At 63.6% G+C, this 19,333-nt stretch carries 16 protein-coding genes and 1 pseudogene; 14 read left to right on the top strand and 3 right to left on the bottom strand.

From position 1 onward, the window contains the following. Positions 1–59 precede the first annotated feature (59 nt). The 4 genes from I6F17_RS23635 to I6F17_RS23620 all read left to right on the top strand — a co-directional run bounded on the left by I6F17_RS23635 (position 60) and on the right by I6F17_RS23620 (position 5,842). Positions 60–740, top strand: coding sequence for a YoaK family protein (locus tag I6F17_RS23635; RefSeq protein ID WP_225128814.1), 681 nt, complete (start codon positions 60–62; stop codon positions 738–740). 174 nt (positions 741–914) lie between these two features. Further along, positions 915–3,668: a decarboxylase gene (locus tag I6F17_RS23630; protein WP_225128800.1), complete on the top strand. Its 2,754-nt coding sequence runs from the start codon at positions 915–917 to the stop codon at positions 3,666–3,668. 17 nt (positions 3,669–3,685) lie between these two features. Next, complete coding sequence (locus tag I6F17_RS23625; RefSeq protein WP_036039447.1) at positions 3,686–5,386, top strand: transporter; 1,701 nt, start codon at positions 3,686–3,688, stop codon at positions 5,384–5,386. A gap of 15 nt (positions 5,387–5,401) precedes the next feature. Continuing rightward, positions 5,402–5,842 (top strand): hypothetical protein, encoded by a 441-nt coding sequence (locus I6F17_RS23620; RefSeq protein WP_035999439.1) that lies wholly within the window; start codon positions 5,402–5,404, stop codon positions 5,840–5,842. A gap of 164 nt (positions 5,843–6,006) precedes the next feature. Here the strand turns inward: I6F17_RS23620 and ppk2 are convergent, their stop codons facing one another. Continuing rightward, a complete protein-coding gene (ppk2, locus tag I6F17_RS23615; protein ID WP_035999436.1) occupies positions 6,007–6,807 on the bottom strand; it encodes a polyphosphate kinase 2 in 801 nt (266 codons plus the stop codon). A gap of 17 nt (positions 6,808–6,824) precedes the next feature. Beyond that, positions 6,825–7,277 (bottom strand): hypothetical protein, encoded by a 453-nt coding sequence (locus I6F17_RS23610; protein WP_036039450.1) that lies wholly within the window; start codon positions 7,275–7,277, stop codon positions 6,825–6,827. A gap of 163 nt (positions 7,278–7,440) precedes the next feature. Between I6F17_RS23610 and I6F17_RS23605 the strand changes: the two genes are divergently transcribed. The 8 genes and pseudogenes from I6F17_RS23605 (at position 7,441) to I6F17_RS23575 (ending at position 15,418) form a co-directional block, all read left to right on the top strand. Beyond that, on the top strand, positions 7,441–7,866 hold the full coding sequence (locus tag I6F17_RS23605) for a hypothetical protein (RefSeq protein WP_036039507.1): 426 nt from the start codon (positions 7,441–7,443) through the stop codon (positions 7,864–7,866). Next, positions 7,859–9,094 carry an HlyD family secretion protein gene (locus tag I6F17_RS23600; RefSeq protein ID WP_225128802.1) on the top strand — a complete coding sequence of 412 codons (1,236 nt, stop codon included), beginning with the start codon at positions 7,859–7,861 and terminating at the stop codon, positions 9,092–9,094. The genes I6F17_RS23605 and I6F17_RS23600 overlap by 8 nt, the downstream gene beginning before the upstream one ends. A gap of 218 nt (positions 9,095–9,312) precedes the next feature. After that, positions 9,313–11,205, top strand: coding sequence for an ATP-binding protein (locus tag I6F17_RS23595; protein WP_225128804.1), 1,893 nt, complete (start codon positions 9,313–9,315; stop codon positions 11,203–11,205). 92 nt (positions 11,206–11,297) lie between these two features. Further along, a pseudogene (locus tag I6F17_RS37780) lies at positions 11,298–11,723 on the top strand (ABC transporter substrate binding protein); the annotation flags it as partial. A gap of 131 nt (positions 11,724–11,854) precedes the next feature. Continuing rightward, complete coding sequence (locus I6F17_RS37775; RefSeq protein ID WP_276573260.1) at positions 11,855–12,277, top strand: ABC transporter substrate binding protein; 423 nt, start codon at positions 11,855–11,857, stop codon at positions 12,275–12,277. Between the two features lie 111 nt (positions 12,278–12,388). After that, positions 12,389–14,062 carry a DUF3300 domain-containing protein gene (locus tag I6F17_RS23585; RefSeq protein WP_225190446.1) on the top strand — a complete coding sequence of 558 codons (1,674 nt, stop codon included), beginning with the start codon at positions 12,389–12,391 and terminating at the stop codon, positions 14,060–14,062. Continuing rightward, positions 14,059–14,976 (top strand): DUF2950 domain-containing protein, encoded by a 918-nt coding sequence (locus I6F17_RS23580; protein WP_225132083.1) that lies wholly within the window; start codon positions 14,059–14,061, stop codon positions 14,974–14,976. Before I6F17_RS23585 ends, I6F17_RS23580 begins: the two co-directional genes overlap by 4 nt. Continuing rightward, positions 14,960–15,418 (top strand): hypothetical protein, encoded by a 459-nt coding sequence (locus I6F17_RS23575; RefSeq protein ID WP_035999416.1) that lies wholly within the window; start codon positions 14,960–14,962, stop codon positions 15,416–15,418. Before I6F17_RS23580 ends, I6F17_RS23575 begins: the two co-directional genes overlap by 17 nt. Positions 15,419–15,439: 21 nt before the next feature. Here I6F17_RS23575 and I6F17_RS23570 read toward each other — a convergent pair whose 3' ends face one another. After that, positions 15,440–15,976 (bottom strand): GNAT family N-acetyltransferase, encoded by a 537-nt coding sequence (locus I6F17_RS23570; protein WP_346657053.1) that lies wholly within the window; start codon positions 15,974–15,976, stop codon positions 15,440–15,442. A gap of 136 nt (positions 15,977–16,112) precedes the next feature. On the opposite strand from I6F17_RS23570, the gene I6F17_RS23565 reads away from it, so the two are divergent. After that, positions 16,113–18,341: a DUF3141 domain-containing protein gene (locus I6F17_RS23565; RefSeq protein ID WP_225132084.1), complete on the top strand. Its 2,229-nt coding sequence runs from the start codon at positions 16,113–16,115 to the stop codon at positions 18,339–18,341. Between the two features lie 29 nt (positions 18,342–18,370). Continuing rightward, positions 18,371–19,333 (top strand): phosphate acetyltransferase, encoded by a 963-nt coding sequence (locus I6F17_RS23560; protein ID WP_249782619.1) that lies wholly within the window; start codon positions 18,371–18,373, stop codon positions 19,331–19,333.

Here is a 19,333-nt window from a genome sequence, read left to right as displayed (position 1 = left end):
CGGCGACATGGCGGCGCCTATGACGCGATGGAATGCTCGCGACAGCCCATATTGCCGACATGAGTACCCTGGACGTCGCAGCCGGTGCGATCCGCCGCGACGAGACAGTCGAGATCGTCCTGCTGCTCGCCTTTGTCGGCGGCTATATCGACGCCTATACCTGGATCATCCACGGCGTGTTGGCGAATGCCCAGACCGCCAACCTGATCTTCCTGTGGGTTCATGCGATGACGGGCAACTGGGCGAAGGCGTTGCACTTCGTGCCGCCAATCCTGGCGTTCGCGGTCGGCATCGTGCTCGCAGCCTGGCTGCGCCGCGCAACGGGCGAGCGGGCCAGCGCGATCAGCACTTTGATCGAGATCCTGCTCTTGATAGCGATCGGCATCCTGCATAATCGGTTGCCAGATCTGGCCGGAACGCTCGGTATTTCCGGCGTGGCGGCGATGCAGTCTGCAATGTTCGTCAAGGTCGAAGGCACTGTGTGCAGCACGGTGATGATCACCAGCAACATGCGTCAGGCCATCGAGAACGTCTTCGCAGTCGCAGCAGGCGACGCACCACTCGGAACGCTGCGCCGCTCGGGCATTTTCATCGCGTTGTGCGTCGTGTTCGGCTTCGGTGCCGCCGCCGGAGCCTTTGCAACCAAAAGCGTTCCCGATCTCGCGCTGGGCCTGCCTGTCGTCGCGCTGCTGGTCGTGCTGCTGCGCTGCGAAGCGCTACGTTCGCAGGAGGGGAGATGAGTGCGCCAATGATCAGGTGAGCGTCGCACAACGAACGGCCTGATCTTTTCGTGTTGCGCTGCGAACGGCACGGTGTCGGCCCGCAGAATGCACGCGACCGTTGACTTGGATCAATGGAGCGAGCCGCGCCGCACCCACGATCCCGCATCACCTTTAGAGGATCGGGAGAGAGAGATGTCCAAGGACGCCAAGCCCGCACGGAAGCGTATCGACCAGTTCTTTTCCGGCCCGGGCGCGCGGGCAGACGACTGGCGCGACCTTGTGGAAGCAGCAAAGACCTGGGCGCGCGTCGGAAATCGCACAGCCTATGACGCGGCGTTGGCCGATCTTTCGATCATCGAAGAATTTCACGGCTATCCCGGTCCGCACCTCATGGCGGCGCTGCGGGAAGCAGCAGTCGCCGGCGACGGTGCGTCGTCGTTCGCCCTTGCGACGCGAATTGCCCAGGCACTGGCGACGCGATCCTTCCGCCAGCATGCCGGCGACTGGAGCGCCAAGGATGACGGCAATGGCGATGCGCCCGAACTGGTGCCGCCGGCTTTTGGCGCGCACACCGCGCGCAGGCCGTATTTCGAGACCCTGATCGTCACCGGCGTATCATCCAGCCAGTGGCCGGCGCTGGCCGCCGAATGGCGCAAGCTGCGGCGCTCGGTCGATGCGTTCATCTATGAACCCGTGATCGTCGGCAGCCTGGAGGACGCTTTCTGCGCGACGATGCTCAATCCGAACATCGGAGCAGTCATCATCAACGAGGGCTTTGGCCTGCGTTCGCGCCACGATGCGCCGGTGTTGCGCTCGATCATGGCCTCGGCAGGTCTCAACGACGAGACGGACGCTTCGGCGTTGCGGCTCGCCCAGATCATCAAGCGCGTCAGGCCCGAGCTCGACCTTTATATGATCTCGAACCGGGACGTGGAGGAGTTGGCGGGTAATCCCGAGGCGGATGTGGTCCGGCGCATCTTCTATTCCGTTGAAGAACTGCTGGAACTGCATCTGTCGATCCTCGAAGGCATCCAGGATCGCTACGACACGCCGTTCTTCGACAATCTGAAGAAATATGCGCAGCGTCCGATCGGCACCTTCCACGCGCTGCCGATCGCGCGCGGCAAGTCGATCTTCAAGTCCGACTGGATCCGGGACATGGGCGAGTTCTACGGCCCGAACCTGTTCCTGGCCGAGAGCAGCGCCACCACCGGCGGTCTCGACAGCATGCTGGAGCCGACCGGCAACATCAAGAAGGCGCAGGAGAAGGCGGCGAGGGCGCTCGGCGCCGACCGCGTCTTCTTCGTCACCAACGGCACCTCGACGTCGAACAAGATGGCGGTGCAGGCGCTGCTCGCGCCGGGCGACATCGCGATCGTCGACCGCAATTGCCACAAGTCGCATCACTACGGCATGGTGCTGGCCGGCGCGCAGCCGCTCTACGTCGAAGCCTTCCCGATGACGGAATATTCGATGTACGGCGCGGTGCCTCTGAAGACCATCAAGCAGGCGCTGCTGGGCGCCAAGGCCGATGGCCGGCTCGACCGCGTCAAGATGGTCGACCTGACAAACTGCACCTTCGACGGCCATATCTACAACACAAGGCGGGTGATGGAGGAATGCCTAGCCATCAAGCCCGACCTGATCTTCCTCTGGGACGAAGCCTGGTTCGGCTTCGCGCGCTTCTCGCCATTCCTGCGCCGCCGCACCGGACTTGGGGCGGCCAACGAGATCGAGGCATGGATGCGCGATCCCAGGTCGGTCGCGGCCTATGAGAAGCAGCAGGCCGAGCTCGGCAAGAACCCGTCCGACGAGGTGCTGCTCAAGACCCGGCTGATCCCGGACCCCCGACAGATCCGGCTGCGCGTCTACCAGACCAACTCGACCCACAAGTCGATGTCGGCGATCCGCCAGGGCTCGATGCTCTCGGTCAAGGACGTCGAATTCCACACCGTCGAGCAGCAGTTCAAGGAAGCTGTGTTCACCCACGCCTCGACAAGTCCGAACCAGCAGTTGATCGCGAGCCTCGACGTCTCACGGCGGCAGATGGAGCTGGAGGGCTATGGCCTCGTCGCCAATGCGATCGAGATCGCGTTCGCGATCCGGCAGGCCGTCAACAACAATCCGCTGATCTCGAAATATTTCCGCATCCTCGGTGCCGACGCCATGGTGCCGGCGCAGTACCGCCAGAGCGGTTTCACCGACTTCCTCGCCCCCGGCGTCAATTGGGCGAATACGCTGAAGAGCCTGGACGAGGACGAGTTCTGCCTCGACCCGACCCGCATGACGCTGGTATGCGGCATGGCCGGCTATGACGGCACGCAGTTCAAAGGCATTCTCGCCAACGAGTACAACATCCAGGTCAACAAGACCTCCCGCAACTCGGTGCTGGTCCAATCCAACATCAACAACACTCGCAGCGACGTCGCGCATCTCGTTCGCGTGCTCGCCGAGATCGCGGGCGAGATCGACCGCGGCCTGGCCCAGGGCGGTGCCAATGCGCGAAAGACCTTCGAGGCACGGGTGACGAGCCTCATGAAGGACGTGCCCGATCTGCCGAACTTCTCGCATTTCCATCCGAGCTTCCGCGGCGATGCTGGCACCAAGACCAACGAGGGCGACATCCGCAGCGGCTTCTACGCGGCCTATGACGTCGCCGGCTGCGAGCACATCCGCCTCAACGATCCCGAGATCGACCGGCGGCTGAAGGCCGGGCCCGAGCTCGTCTCGGCCAACTTCGTGATCCCGTATCCGCCGGGCTTCCCGATCATGGTGCCCGGCCAGGTCATCACCCAGGAGACGATCGACTTCATGCGCAAGCTCGATGTGAAGGAGATCCACGGCTACGACGCCAAGGAAGGGCTGAAACTCGTACGGACGGAAGCCTTGGCCAAGCTCGGCAGGCCAAAGCCCAGCGCCCAGCCGAAGCTCAAGGCCGCGTCATAGGTCGGGAGGGGACGAACATGCAGGCATTTTTCCAGTTCTTGCAGCAGTACCCGTATCTGCTGCTGTTCTTCGTGGTCGGTCTCGCCGTCTATATCGGCCGAGCCAGCATCAAGGGTTATGGCCTCGGCATGGTCGCCGGTGCCATCGTGGTCGGCGCGGGCATCTCGGTCTGGGCATCCAGCTATGGCGTGAAGCTGGAGTTGAACAACTTCGCCAAGAGCCTGTTCTACTATCTCTTCATGTACGGCGTCGGCCTGCGCGTAGGTCCGTCCTTCGTCAACAGCCTGCGGGGCGACGGGATCAAATTCTTGTTCCTCGCGGTGGTGTCGAGTGTGATCGGCCTGACCCTCGTCGTGCTTGGGGCGAAGCTCTTCGCATTGCCGCCCGGTGCGGCTGGCGGAATGCTGGCGGGATCGCAGACCATGTCGGCGGCGATCGGCTCGGCCGAGCAGGCCGTCACGTCGGGAGTCGTGAAACTGCCTGACGGGATGAAGCCCGAGGATGCCTCCGGCATGATCGCTTTGTCCTACGGTATTACCTACATTTGGGGCACCGTCGGCATCATCCTGATCTGCAAATACCTGCCGCGCTGGTGGGGCGTCGATGCCAAGGCCGCCGCCAAGAAGTATGAGCAGGAGTTCGGCGTCAAAGATCTCGAAGGCGGCGCCCTGACCGGCTACCGTCAGTTCGGTCTGCGGGCCTACCGGCTGGAAAATCCTGCGACGATCGGGATGAGCATCGCCAAATTCCGCACGGTCAATCCCGAGTACCGTATCGTCAATGTCGGGCGCAATGGTGAGCCGCAGGGGGCTGATCCCGAGCTCGTGCTGCAGAAGGGCGATATCGTCGCGCTGGGCGGATCGACCGAGCATCTGACTGAGAAGATGGGCCTGATTGGTCCGGAGGTCGCCGATGCCAAGACGCTCGGTATACCCATGGACCAGGCGGAAATCGTCGTCTTCAACAAGGACGTCGTCGGGCGGACCTTCGAGTCCTTCCGCGACACGGCCATCGCCGGCCAGCTGCAGGTGACCAAGGTCGAGCGGGGCGGGGTGCAGATCCCGGCCGGTCTCAAGACCAAGCTGGAGCGCATGGACATCGTCTCGGTGGTCGGCCTGAAGTCGGCGGTCAACGAGCTCGGCGAGATGTGGGGCCGCATCGCGCGCGCCAACACCTCGACCGACTTGCTGACCCTGTCGGTCGGCATGATCATCGGCTTCCTCATCGGCATGATCGAATTCCCCGCCTTCGGTGCCAAGGTCGGTCTCGGCAATGCCGGCGGGTTGTTGCTGTCCGGCGTGATCGTGTCCTCGGTCGTGTCGCGGCTGCGCTTCTTCGGCAATACGCCGAACGCGGCGCGAAACGTGCTCGAGGATCTCGGCCTCGTTGTGTTCGTCGCGATCGTCGGGGTCAATGCCGGCGCCGGCCTGTTGGCTCAGCTCACCGGCGCGCTCGCGCTCAAGATCTTCATCGTCGGCTTCATCGCGTGCACGATCCCGCCGTTCATCGTCTGGGCGATCGGCTTCCACGTCTTCAAGATCAATCCGGCGGTGCTGATGGGCGGCGTTGCCGGCGCGCGGTCGCATTCCGGCCCGTGCCGCGAGGCCGCGGTCGAGATCCAGAGCTCCGTGCCCTGGATCGGATTCCCGGTCGGCTATGCCGTCTCGGGCATCCTTCTCACCATCTTCGGCTACTTCGCGATGATCCTGGCTCAATAAGGGGAAGAAAACGTCATGAGAAAACTGTCCTTCGGCGCCGTCCTGGTCGCTTCGCTCGCCGCTGTTGCCGGCTTCAGCACGTCCGCGCGTGCCGACACCGGCCAGGTCGCGGTCGTCTTCACCAAGGGTGGCTTCATCGTCGGCGCCGGTGGCGGTGAGGGCGTTCTGGTCTACCGGGGCAAGAAATACCCATTCACGGTGTCTGGCATGAGCGTGGGCCTCACCATCGGAGCGTCGACCACGAAGTTCGTCGGCCGCGCGCTCAATCTAAAGGGGCCGGCGTCGATCGAAGGCTCTTATGCCGTGGGAGGAGCGGGTGGGGCAATCGCCGCAGGTGCCGGCGCCGTTCAGTTGCAAAACAGCAATGGCGTGATCCTCCAGCTCAGCGGCCCGCGGGTCGGCGCGGAAGTATCGGCTGCAGTCGGTGGCGTCACGATCCGCCTGAAATCGAGTTGAAGGGGTCGTATGGCCATTGAGCGATCGACGGCAGCATCGGGCCCCTAGGGCATGATCCGGAAAAGTGTGTAGCGGTTTTCCGAATAGAACATGCTCAAACAACAACCTGAAAGCGCGATGACGATTCATTCCAATCGCATCGCGCTTTAGCGGCCTGACGCTGCTCAATAGCGCTGCGCGACGAAACTCATTTTCTTGAGGCTGGCCTGGTCGTTGTAGCGTCCCTTGTCGGAGCGCTTCGGCAGCTTGATCTTGTCCTTCTTGATGCGCTTGTAGGGGATGGCGCCGAGAAGGTGCGCGATGCAGTTGAGCCGCGCCCTTCGTTTGTCGTCAGAGCGGACGATGTTCCAGGGCGCATCCTTCGTGCTGGTCTTCTTCAGCATCAGGTCGCGTGCGCGCGAATAGTCGTACCAGCGACGGAAGGATTCCAGGTCCATCGGACTGAGCTTCCACTGTCGGACCGGGTCGTCGATGCGGGCCTTGAAACGGCGCTCCTGCTCGTCCATGCCGACCTCGAGCCAGATCTTGATCAGGATGATGCCGCCGTCGATGACGTATTTCTCCATCTGCGGGCACAGGTTGAGGAAACGCTCGTGCTCGGCGGGGGTGCAGAAGCCCATGACGTACTCGACACCGGCGCGGTTGTACCAGCTCCGGTCGAAGATCACGATCTCGCCGCCGGCCGGAAATCGCTCCATGTAGCGCTGGAAGAACAATTGTGTCTTCTCGCGGTCGGACGGCGCGGGCAGGGCGACGACCCGGAACACGCGCGGGCTGACCTTCTCGGTGATCGCCTTGATCGTGCCGCCCTTGCCGGCGGCGTCCCGACCCTCGAACAGGACGATGACCCGGAGCTTGTTTTCCCGCACGTAGTCCTGGAGATGGCACAGCTCGACCTGGAGCTTCTCGAGCTCCTTCTCGTAATCCTTCCGCTTCATCCGCTCCGCAGGGCCGTCCTTCGCCATGCCGATCCCACCTGTTGCTAATCGTCCCAGGAAATGGTCACGCCGATGTCGCCGGGCACGCCGCCGGGAAAATCGATGATCTGATAGGCGATGCGATAGCCGCGCGGCTTCAGATAGTCGGTCCAGAGCTGGAAGATTTCCTTGGGAATCCCCGTCAGGGTGTTCTCCCAGCCCTTTTCCATCTGATTGATGGCGCGGCCCTTGTCCGTGCACAGCGAGTTGGGGAAACGATAGACCAGCACTTCCGTGAGGCCGTTGCGCACCGCGCGCTGGATAATGGTCGAGGCGAGCTTGATCTTCTCCTCCTCGGTCTTGCCCGAGGGCTTGCTCAAGCGCTCGATCAAGGCGCGCTTCTCGGCCTCGGCCGCGGCGGCAAGGCGCACATATTCCTCCGCCTTTTCGGCTTCCTTGAGGGCGGCTTCCTTACGAATCTGGGCGGCGTTGGGGATGAGATCGTCTAGGCCGGGCATGGCGGGCGGCTCCTGATGATGACGCGATCAGCATGCGGCAGACGCTAGGTCGGCTCGACTGCGTTCCCTTGACTCAAATCAAACAAACGCGAACATACCCGAACACAGTGCCGCCCATGGACGTTTTGATCGGGAGAGACGTTTGAGCGAGCAGCTTCATCCGATGGCACCGCATCATCTGCCGTTCTATCTCGCACCGGGGAGCGGGACCGACACGCTGATGGTGGTGATGGGCGTATTCCTGATCGGGGCCGTGCTCTGGGTCGGCACGCTCTACTGGAAACTGCACAGCCTGCCCGAGCGGATGGCGCACAAAACGCATAAGCTGCAGTTCGAGTTAGTCGCCGTGCTCGGCCTGATCTCGCTGTTCACGCACATGCACATCTTCTGGATCGCCGGACTGCTCCTCGCGATGATCGATCTTCCGGATTTCGGCACGCCGCTGCGCAGCATTGCAGGGTCCGTCGAGAAGATCGCCGACGCGACGCCGGCCTCCGATACGGAGGAAATCCAGGCCGAGGCCGCCGTCACGCCGCCTCCCGCGGACAAGCCGGGACCCGCCAAGGAGAAGGAGCGCAGTCATGCTTGAGCTGCTGATCTGCTCCCTCGTCACGATCCTTCCGGACTACCTGTACCGCCGCTACGCCCAGGGCAAGCGCTTTGGTAAGGAGATCACCTTCTTCTCGGTCTGGTACGAACTGCGCTGGGGCATCACCGCCTGCCTGATGCTGACGGTGTCGTTGATCACCATGATCTTCTACTTCCATCCGGCGACGTCGTCGGCGACGCTCTATTTCCGCACGGTGCCCATCCTGCCCGAGGGCTCTGGGCGGGTCGCGGACGTCAACGTGGGTTTCAGCGCACCCGTGAAGAAGGGCGATGTGCTGTTCACGCTCGACAGCTCGAAGCAGAGGGCTGCGGTCGAGACCGCCAAGCGGAAGGTCGCAGAAGTCGATGCCGCCATGCAGACGGCGCAGGCCGATGTGGTCAAGGCCGAGGCGCAGCTCGGCGAAGCGAGGGCCAACTACCAGCAGGCCAAAGACGAGCTCGAGGTCAAGACCGAACTCCAGCGCCGCAATCCCGGTATCGTTCCACAGCGTGACATCGACAAGCTCCAGGTGCTGGTCGATCAGCGACAGTCCGGCATCGACGCCGCGACGGCGGCGAAGCAGTCGCTGTCCTTGCAGGTCTCGGCTCTGCTGCCGGCCCAGAAGGCCAGCGCCGAAGCCGCCCTCGATCAGGCCCAGGTCGATCTCGACAAGACGTCTGTGCGTGCCGGCGTCGATGGCCGGGTCGAGCAGTTCCTGGTTCGCCCCGGCGACGTCGTCAACCAGCTGATGCGCCCCGCCGGCGTTCTCGTTCCCGAGGGTGCGGGCCGCAAGGCGCTCCAGGCCGGTTTCGGCCAGATCGAGGCGCAGGTGATGAAGCAGGGCATGGTCGCGGAAGCGACTTGCATCTCGAAGCCATGGGTCATCATTCCCATGGTGATCACGACGGTGCAGGACTACATCGCGGCCGGACAGTTTCGTTCCGGCGAGCAGCTCATCGATCCGCAGAATGCGGTCCGTCCCGGCACGATCCTGGTTTTCCTGGAGCCGCTCTACAAGGACGGTCTCGACGGTGTCACGCCGGGCTCGAGCTGCATCATCAACGCCTATACCAGCAACCACGAGGTGATTTCGGCCAAGGACACCCCGACCAGCCGGAAGATCGCGCTGCACGTCGTCGACGGCGTCGGCCTCGTGCACGCGCTGCTGCTGCGGATCCAGGCGCTGTTGCTGCCGATCCAGACGCTCGTGCTGAGCGGCGGGCATTGAACGAGCAAAGAGGACGGACGAGACGTGGTCGCCGAAAGTCGTCCTCGCCTGCCATGTCGGCTGCCTGCGCCTATTATGCGCCGTCCTGCGCGCAAGTCGTGGGCGCCTATGGCCGCGTCGTCACGCGCTGCTGAGGCCTGCCTCGGGGGCTGTCCGTATGGTGCGATTCCAGCTATTATTGCCTGGAAAGCAGCTGCCGTAAGCTGTGAGGGTGCAGCATGAGCGGGGGCGCGTGCATAGACTGGCTGAAGCCACGGCTCGCGGCTGCGCTCCTCTGTTTCGGCCTGCTCGTGGCCGAGTGCCTCTCGGCCGGGCAAGCCGGTGCGGTCGAGCGGAGCCGGCGCGGCGAGCTCAAACGCGTGCTGTTGCTGCATTCCTTCGGCCGCGAGTTCCGGCCGTGGAGCGAATATGCGCGCGACATCAAGTCCGAGCTCGAGCGGCAATCGCCCTGGCCGCTCGATATCCAGGAGCACGCGCTGCTCACCGCGCGCTTCAACAACCCTGGTCCCGAGGCGCCGTTCGTCGAATATCTACACTCGTTGTACCAAGGTGCGGTGCCGGACATCGTCTTGAGCATCGGCGCGCCTGCCGCCCGGTTTGCGCAGAAATATCGCGCCAGGCTGTTCCCCGATGCGCCGTTGATCCTCTCCGCGGTCGAGCATCGGCTGATTAATCGCACCGACCTCTGCGACAACGATGTCGTAGTGGCCGTCCGCAACGATTTTGTCGCGGCCTTCGACAACATTCTTCAGGTCCTGCCTGATACAAAATCGATTGGAATTGTGGTCGGAGCCTCGCCGCTCGAGAGGTTTTGGACGGAGGAGCTGAAGCGGGAGCTGAAACCTTTTGCGGAGCGGATCGAACTCGTCTGGTACTCGGATTTGTCCTTCGAGGAGATCCTGAAGCGCTCATCGAAGCTCCCGTCTCACACCGCGCTGTTCTGGGGGCTGATGTCCGTCGATGCGGCCGGGGTCGTCTATGAGAGCGACTGGGCGCTGCGCAGCCTGCGTGCCGTCGCGAACGCCCCGATCTTTTCCTACCAGGAGCCGTTTTTCGGCGAGGGCACGGTCGGCGGACCGATGCACTTGATTGGGGAAACGACATCGAGAACGGTCAGCGCCGCGATCGGTATTCTCGGCGGTGCGAAACCTGCGAGCATCAATTACGAGCCGATCGCTTTCGCCGCGCCGCGTTACGATTGGCGGGAGTTGCAGCGCTGGGACATCAGCGAAAGCCGCCTGCCCAAGGGAAGCACCATCCTGTTTCGCGAGCCGAGTATCTGGCAGCGCTATCACTGGCAGATGCTGATGATCTCGGCTGTGTTCCTGGTCCAGACCGGACTCATCAGCGGGCTCCTGCACGAGCGTCGCCGGCGCCGCGTCGCCGAAGTCGAATCGCGTCAGCGGCTGGCGGAACTCGCCCACGTCAACCGCTACTCGGCAGTTGGCGAGCTGACCACATCGATCGCACATGAACTGAACCAGCCACTCGGATCGATTCTGACCAATGCGGAGACTGCAGAGCTCATGCTCAGGGCCGCTCAGCCCGACCTTGTCGAGATTCAGCAGATCCTCGCCGACATCAGAAGGGACGACCAACGGGCGAGCGAGGTGATCCGTAGGCTGCGCAGCGTTCTGAAAAAGACCCCGTTCGAGGTCAAGCACATCGAGCTCAACGATACAGTGCGCGAAGCAATCGATCTGGTGAAGGCCCTCGCTCAGGGACGCCGGATCACGTTGAGCTATTTGCCGGCCCTGGCCGGCCTTCACGTCAAGGGTGATCCGGTCCAGCTTCAGCAGGTCATTCTCAACCTGATCATCAACGCAATGGATGCGATTTCCGATGCGGACGCCGGAAAGCGGGAGGTCAGCGTGTCGACGCTCAGCACCGGCAATCAGGCCGAGATCAGGATCGCCGACACCGGGCCCGGAATACCCGCCTCCGATCTCGTAGGCCTGTTTGATCCGTTCTTCACGACCAAACCGCAAGGCATGGGCATGGGCCTTGCAATCGCCAGGACCATCGTCGAGGCCCATCACGGCACGATCGCTGCTGCGAACCAGCCTGCGGGCGGCGCGCTGTTCACGATCCGGCTCCCGGTCGCGCGCTGAGCTTGCGGTATCTTGATCTTGATCAAGCATCACGGTGCTGAAGCCGTTCTCTCTCGGTCGCATGACGAGTACGACAGGCGAGCGTGAGGCGTATGAGACGTCGTGACTTCATGACGCTGGTTGGTGCTGCTGCTGCGTTGCCGGTCCTGGCGAAAGCCCAGGACCGAATGCCCGCCGTCGGCGTGCTGACGGGCAATGTCGCTGGTGATCCCGGCGCGCAAATGCGCGTGGATGCCTTTCAGCAGGGTCTCACCGATCGAGGCTGGATCGCCAACCAGAACTACCGCCTGGAGGTGCGCTGGCCGGGCCCCGATCCGGCGCGCCAGAAGCTGGAGGCGCTCGAGCTCGTCGCCGCGGCGCCGGACGTGCTGCTCTCGACCAGTACGGGATCAACACGGGCGCTGCGCGATGCAACGCAACGAATTCCGATCGTCTTCGTGGGGCTTTCCGATCCGGTAGGGACGGGGCTTGTCGCCGATCTGGCCCGGCCGGCCGGAAATCTGACCGGCTTTTCGCTCTATGAGCATTCGATGAGCGGGAAGTGGCTCGGCCTTTTGAAGGACATGGTGCCGGGAATGAGCCATGCGCCCTGCTGTTCAACCCGGAATCGGCACCCTACGGACCGTTCTATGTTCAAGCGGCGCACCAGATGGAAAGCCGTCTCGGCCTCAAGATCGCCGGTGCGAGCGTTCGCAGCGGTCCGGGGATCGCGGCAGCGATCGAGACGGCGGCGCGCACAGGCGGCGGCCTCGTCGTGCTGCCGGATGGCGGCTTCTTCGGAACCCACAGCACGATGGCCATTGCATTGCTGGCGCAGCGGCGCGTGCCCGCCATCTTCGCAGTCCGTTTCTACGCGTCGAATGGCGGGCTGATATCGTGTGGTGCAGATCTGACCCAGCAATTTCGTGATGGCGCCGGCTATGTCGACCGTCTCCTGCGCGGTGCCGATATCAGCACTCTCCCGGTGCAATTTGCCACCAGGTTCGAGCTCGTCATCAACATGAAGACAGCCAGGGCCCTCGGCCTGACGGTGCCGAACCGGCTTCTGGTGGATGCCGAGCTGATCGAATGATTATTCGATCTTGCGCTGCAGCAGCCGCGATGACCCGTTTCGTTGATCTCGATCAACAAATGCTTGCGCCCCGGCTTGATCCTCCCGCACTGAAGTCCGAGGGAGGATGTGATGTTTCGTTGCGGCAAGACCCTGATGGCGCTGGCGCTGTTGATGGCAACTTCGGTCGCCGCAATGGCGCAGGCCCCAACGACGCCTGCAGCCCCGGCGCCGCAGGCGCAGCCTGCCAGCCCGCCCGCACCGGCGGCCGAGCTCCTGAAGCCCGAGCAACTCGAGGCCCTCGTCGCGCCGATCGCGCTTTATCCGGACGAGTTGCTCGCCAATGTACTGGCCGCCTCGACCTATCCGCTGGAGGTGGTGCAGGCCGACCGCTGGCTGAAGGAGCGCAAGAGCCTGAAGGGCGATGCGCTGAAGACGGAAGTGGAAAAGCAGGGCTGGGACGACAGCGTCAAGGCGCTGGCCAGCACCGCCGATGTCCTCGCGATGATGAGCGAGCAGCTCGACTGGACCAAGAAGCTGGGCGATGCCTTCCTCGCCCAGCAGCCCGACGTGATGGACGCGATCCAGCGTCTGCGCAACAAGGCCTATGACAACAAGAAGCTCGTCACTACCAAGCAGCAGAAGGTCAGTGTCCAGTCTCAGGAAGGCAAGCAGGTCGTCGTGATCCAGCAGGCCGATCCCGCGGCGATGTACGTGCCGTATTACGACCCGGCGACGGTCTACGGCAGCTGGCCCTATGCGGAGTATCCGCCTTATTATTGGGGCTACCCGTCTTATATCGGCGCCGGCGTGGTCGCGGCTGGCATCGCGTTCGGCACGGCCTGGGCGATCGGACGCTGGGGCAATTACTGGGGCGGCGGCTGCAACTGGGGCAACCGCAACGTCTATGTCAACCATCGCACCACGAACATCGGCAATGGCTGGCAGCACAATCCGGCGCATCGCGGCGGTGTGCGCTACAACAACAGCAATGTTCAGCAGCGCTTCGGCAACAACAATCTGAAGGCCGGCGTGTCGGACCGGATGGATTTCCGCGGCCGTGACGGCAACCAGGTGCTGCGCCCCGACCAGGGTGCCGGGGACCGGGCGGGAGATCGTGCGGGTGATCGCGGCGGTCCAGGAGATCGCGCAGGGGATCGCGCCGGCAATCGTGGCGACCGTCCGGGCGCGGGCGATCGCCCCAGCGCAGGGACGCGCGACCGGCCTGGCGGCGGCGATCGTGCCGGTGCCGGTGATCGTGCCAAGGGCGCGACCAAGGGCGGCGGCGATCGCGCCAAGGCTGCGAACCGCGCCGGCGGCGGTTCGGCCAATCGTGGCGGCGGCAATCGTGGCGGGGCCATGAACGTCTCCTCCGGCCGCTCGGCTGCCGCAGCATCCGCACGCGGCCGTGCCAGCATGGCGAGCATGCCGCGCGGTGGCGGCGGCGGACCAAGCTTTGCCGGGCGTGGAGGCGGTGGCGGAATGGCGATGCGTGGCGGCGGTGGTGGCGGTTTCCGGGGCGGTGGTGGCGGCGGCCGGCGCTCGGATATCGTGCTCAAGCATGACATCGTCCTGCTCGGACACCTCTCGAACGGCCTTGGCTATTATCGCTTCAGCTATATCGGCAGCGACAAGGCCTATGTCGGCGTGATGGCGCAGGAGGTCGAGCAGGCGATGCCCGCTGCCGTGACCCGCGGCAGCGACGGCTATCTGCGCGTCCATTACGAAAAACTCGGGCTGCCGTTCCGCACCTATCGCGACTGGCTCGCCGGCGGCGCGAAGATTCCTGCGGAGGTGATGCCATGACCGGCATGAAATCGTTTAGCCGTGCGCTGCTACCCGGCGTCCTCGCGCTCGCGCTGCTCGGATCGGCCTCTCTCGCACAGGAATCCTACAAGACACCGGAAGAGGCCGCGTCTGCCCTTGCCGCCGCGGTCAAGAGCGGCCCGAAAGACATCTTGAAAGTGCTCGGCAGGAATGCGGAGGACATCGTGTCGTCCGGCGACGAGGTTGCCGACAACGACATTCGGGCGCGCTTCACTGCGATGTACGACGCCAAGCACGGCATCAAGGCGGAGGGCAACAAGACCGCCACCTTGATGCTCGGGCCGGACGATTTTCCGTTTCCAATTCCGCTGGTCAACACCAGGACGGGTTGGGCGTTCGACACCGACGAGGGACGCATCGAGGTGCTGCGCCGTCGCATCGGACGCAACGAGCTCGACGCGATCCAGACCGCGCTCGCCTTCGTCGACGCGCAAAACGAATATGCCGAAAAGGACCGCGGCGAGGGCGTCGGCGTCTACGCGCAGCGCATCGTCTCCTCGCCCGGCAAGAAGGACGGCCTGTTCTGGCGCGACGACAGCGACCCGAGTCCGCTCGGCGCGCTCGCGGCCGAAGCCTCGAAGGAGGGCTATCGCGGCGGTGATGTCGGGCCTGTACCTTATCACGGCTATTACTTCCGGATCCTCAAAGGGCAGGGGCCGGATGCGCCCGGCGGTGCGCTCAACTACGTCGTCAAGGGCAAGATGATCGGTGGCTTCGGCCTGATCGCCTGGCCCGCGGAATACGGCAATTCGGGCGTCATGACCTTCCTCGTCAATCATGACGGCGTCGTCTATCAGAAGGATCTCGGCAAGCGCACCGAGTTCATCGCGCAACGCACCACATTGTTCGATCCCGACGAGACCTGGAAGAAGGTCGATGCCGCAAAACCCTGAGCCGCGCGTGCGCGCATTTCGCCTGATCGCGCTGCTCCTGCTTGCGCTCGGGCTGACCCTGCCGGCAGCGCCGTCCTTCGCGCAGGCCACCGGTCAGGTCAGAGTGAAGATCGTCAAGGCGGGATTCCTGGCCGGCGGTGGCGTGGGCAGCGGCGTGTTGACGTACCGCGGCAAGACCTACCCCTTCAACGTCAGCGGCGTGAGCCTGGGCATCACGGTCGGTGCAACGGTCGGCCGCCTCGACGGCTGGGCATCCGGTATCCGGGAGGTCAGTGACTTCGCCGGCAACTACAGCTCCGTCGGCGGCGGCTTTGCGCTGGTCGGCGGCGCCAATGGTGTGCACCTGCGCAATGAAAAGGGCGTCACGATGGTGCTGCAAGGCCCGAAGGCGGGACTCGAGCTGGCGGCCAATATCAGTCGGATCACGATCGCTTTGAGGTGAGGCTCAAGCCGGGCGCGCGGATCAAAGCGTGAGCGACAGGTGCACCGTTCTCGGATCGTCACTCCGCGCGAGCTTGAAGCCCGCCTTCGCGAACACGCTGCGCATGGGCATGTTGTCGGACAGAACCTCGGCTGTGAGCTCTCTTACGCCTTGTTCGCGCGCGATGTCTGTCAGGTGCCTCAGCAACAGCGAGCCCACTCCGCGACCTTGCCAAGCATCCACCACGACGAAGGCCATCTCTGCCCGACCGGGCTCGACGATGACGTACCGGCCGCCGCCGATAATGGCGTATCGACCCTGTTCCTCGGCGAGAGCGGCCAGCGCAACGTGATTGCTGAAATCCACGTCCATGAAGAAGGCACGCTCCTTCTCCGAGAAATGTCGCTTCAAAACGAAGAACCGGCTTTGCAGCGATTGCGGTCCAGTGCGCGCGATGGCCGCGAGCATGTCCGCCTCGTCGCTGGCGCGAAGCGCGCGGATATGGATCGCAGTGCCGTCCTTCAGGACGGTTTGGACGCTGTAAGTTGCAATTTGTGACATGCTGATGTCGCTCGTCAAAATGCCGTCCAGCCGCGTCTCATGCCTTATAATGCAGGATAGACGCCTCCGAAGCGTGCAGATCATCTTGACCTAGATCAACGTTCGTCCTCGCCCGGCGCCGTCAATTGGCCAAGGCGACGGAGAGGTCGAAGACATGTCCATGCACAAGATGCAAATTCCGGGCGGCCCCATGTCGGGGCTGGTCGCCTCGGCAGTCGAATACCTCGTCGATGCGGGACAGCGCAGTATCCTGTTCCTGGATATCATGCGCCGGCGCGGAGACCAGTACAGGGAACACCTCGCGCAAACCGCCCCGCATGTTCTGCAATACGCGGCGGAGTTGATCATGGACGGGCGCCAGCTCGCCGAACCCGTCAATTACGCGCTGGTGCGCATCGTTCCGCCCGCCAATGTCGAGATCGACATGAACCGGCGGCCGTTCGTCGTGGTCGATCCGCGTGCGGGCCACGGCCCCGGCATCGGCGGCTTCAAGGCCGACAGCGAGATCGGCGTGGCGATGAAAGCAGGCCATCCCTGCTACTTCATCGGATTCCTGCCGGACCCGATGCCCGGTCAGACCATCGAGCGCATCGCGCGTGCCGAAGCCATCTTCATCGAAAAGGTCATGAGCCTTCACCCGGATGCCGACGGCAAGCCCTGCGTGATCGGCAATTGTCAGGCCGGATGGGCCGTCATGATCCTGGCCTCGCTACGTCCCGAGCTGTTCGGCCCGCTGATCATCGCCGGCGCGCCGCTGGCCTATTGGGCCGGCGTGCATGGAAAATATCCGATGCGCTACTCGGGCGGACTGTTGGGCGGAAGCTGGTTGACGGCCCTGACCTCCGATCTCGGCGCCGGCAAGTTCGATGGTGCTTGGCTGGTGCAGAACTTCGAGAACCAGAACCCGTCGAATACGCTCTGGACCAAGCAATACAACGTCTATTCCAAGGTCGACACCGAGGCGGATCGTTATCTCGAATTCGAGCGTTGGTGGGGCGGCCACGTCAACCTGAACGCCGAGGAGATCCAATTCATCGTCGATGAGCTGTTCGTCGGCAACAACCTCGCGGCCGGCAACATCGAAATGTCCGATGGCCGGAAGGTCGACCTTCGCAACATCAGATCCCCGATCGTGGTGTTCTGCTCGGAGGGCGACAACATCACGCCGCCGCAGCAGGCGCTGCATTGGATCCTCGATTGCTATGCCGATGTCGATGAGATCAGGGCCTATGGCCAGACCATCGTCTACACCGTGCACCAGAACATCGGCCATCTCGGCATCTTCGTCTCCGGCGGCGTTGCCAAGAAGGAGCACGCGGAATTTTCCAGCAACATCGACCTCATCGACGTTCTGCCGCCCGGCCTCTATGAAGCGACATTCGAAGCGAAGGATGAGGAAACCGCAAGTTCGGATCTGGTCGTCGGCCAGTGGGTGATGCGCTGCGAGGCGCGGACGCTCGACGACATCCGCGCCATGGGCGGCAATTCGCCTGAGGACGAGCGACGCTTTGCCACCGCCAAACGAATCTCGGAAATCAACCTGGCGGCCTACCAGAAGTTCGTCCAGCCATGGCTCAAGCGCATGGTGACGCCACAGATGGCCGAATGGGCTCACAACATGCATCCGCTGCGGCTGCAATACGAGCTGTTCAGCAGCCAGAATCCTTTCATGGCGACGGTGAAATCATTGGCCGAGAAGGCCGCCGAGAAGCGCAAGCCGGTCGCTGCGGACAATCCGTTCCTGGCGTTCCAGGAGCAGATCTCGAAGCAGGTCGTTCACGCCCTCGACAGCTGGCGCGATTCACAGGAGGCGCTCAGCGAAGCGATGTTCCTCAGCGTCTACGGATCCCCGGCGCTCCAGGCGGCGGTCGGGATCGATCCGACGTCCACGCCGTCGCGTCGGCGTGAGATGTCCGCCGAGCATCGCACCATGCTCGAGAAGCGCATTGCCGAGCTGAAGTCGCGGATCGGTGAGGGCGGCCTCCGTGAAGCGGCGTTGCGCGCTTTGCTCTATGTCGGCTCGGCACGGGGGATGGTGGACGAACGCAGCATCGAGGCTCTGCGCCGGGTCCGCCGGGATCATGGCGGCGCACGCATGTCTCTTGCCGAGTTCAAGATGCTGGTACGCGAGCAGTTCTTCATGCTGCTGCTCGACCGGGAAGGGGCGCTCGCTGCAATCCCGAAATTGCTGCCTGACGACATGAACGTTCGCCGCGCAGCATTCGAGGCGATCGAGCAGGTGTTGTCGGCCAGTGCGGATGTCACCGGCGAGCGCGCAAACCGGCTGCGGCAGATCGCTGGCCTGTTTGGTCTCGAGACCGCGGACGGTTCCGAAAGGGCATCGAACGTAGCCCCTTTCGATCCCAAGGCGAAGGCGTCGTAGCGCGAGTTGCGAGGATCGGGAGCGACATCATGTCAGCAGATGCGACGGCTACGCAGTCTCCCAGCAAGTATGACCGCCTGATCGCGGCGGCCAGGGCAATCCCGCCGACGCCGACCGTCGTGGTGCATCCCTGCGATGAGACATCCTTGCGAGGCGCCGTCGACAGCGCGTCTGCCGGCATCATCCGGCCGATCCTGGTCGGATCGGAGCGGAAGATCAGGGATATTGCTGCCAGGTTCGGCCTGGACATCTCGGGTTACGAGATCGTGGATGCCGCGCACAGCGACGAAGCCGCGGCGAAGGGTGTCGAATTGATCCATGCCGCGCGGGGCGAATTGCTCATGAAGGGCAGCCTTCATACCGACGAGCTGATGCGGGCCGTCACGGCCAAGGTCGGGGGATTGCGGACCGATCGGCGCATCAGCCATGTTTTCGTCATGGATGTGCCGGCCTACGCCGAGACGATCTTCGTCACTGACGCCGCAATCAACATCTTCCCAGATCTGGACGCCAAGCGGGACATCATTCAGAACGCGATCGACCTCTACAATCAGGCGGGCTTCGGCAAGTTGCCGCGGGTGGCCATCCTCTCCGCAGTCGAAACGGTCACGTCGAAAATTCCGTCCACGATCGAGGCCGCGGCGCTCTGCAAGATGGCGGATCGCGGCCAGATCACAGGGGGCGTGCTCGACGGGCCGCTGGCTTTCGACAACGCGATCGACCTGGAATCCGCACGGATCAAGGGCATCAAGTCCGAGGTGGCCGGCCGCGCCCAGATCCTGGTCGTGCCCGACCTCGAAGCGGGCAACATGCTGGCCAAGAACCTCGCCTATTTCGCCAAGGCCGACGGCGCCGGCATCGTGCTCGGGGCGCGCGTCCCCGTTGTCCTGACCTCGCGTGCGGACAGCCCAAGGGCCCGGATGGCGTCCTGCGCGGTTGCTGCACTTTATGCTCACGCGCGGCGCCAGAAGGCGCCGACAGTCGCGGCGTGA

This window comes from Bradyrhizobium sp. NBAIM18 (assembly GCF_020193825.1).
GTDB lineage: Bacteria > Pseudomonadota > Alphaproteobacteria > Rhizobiales > Xanthobacteraceae > Bradyrhizobium > Bradyrhizobium yuanmingense.
This window is presented reverse-complemented; position numbering and strand designations above follow the sequence as displayed.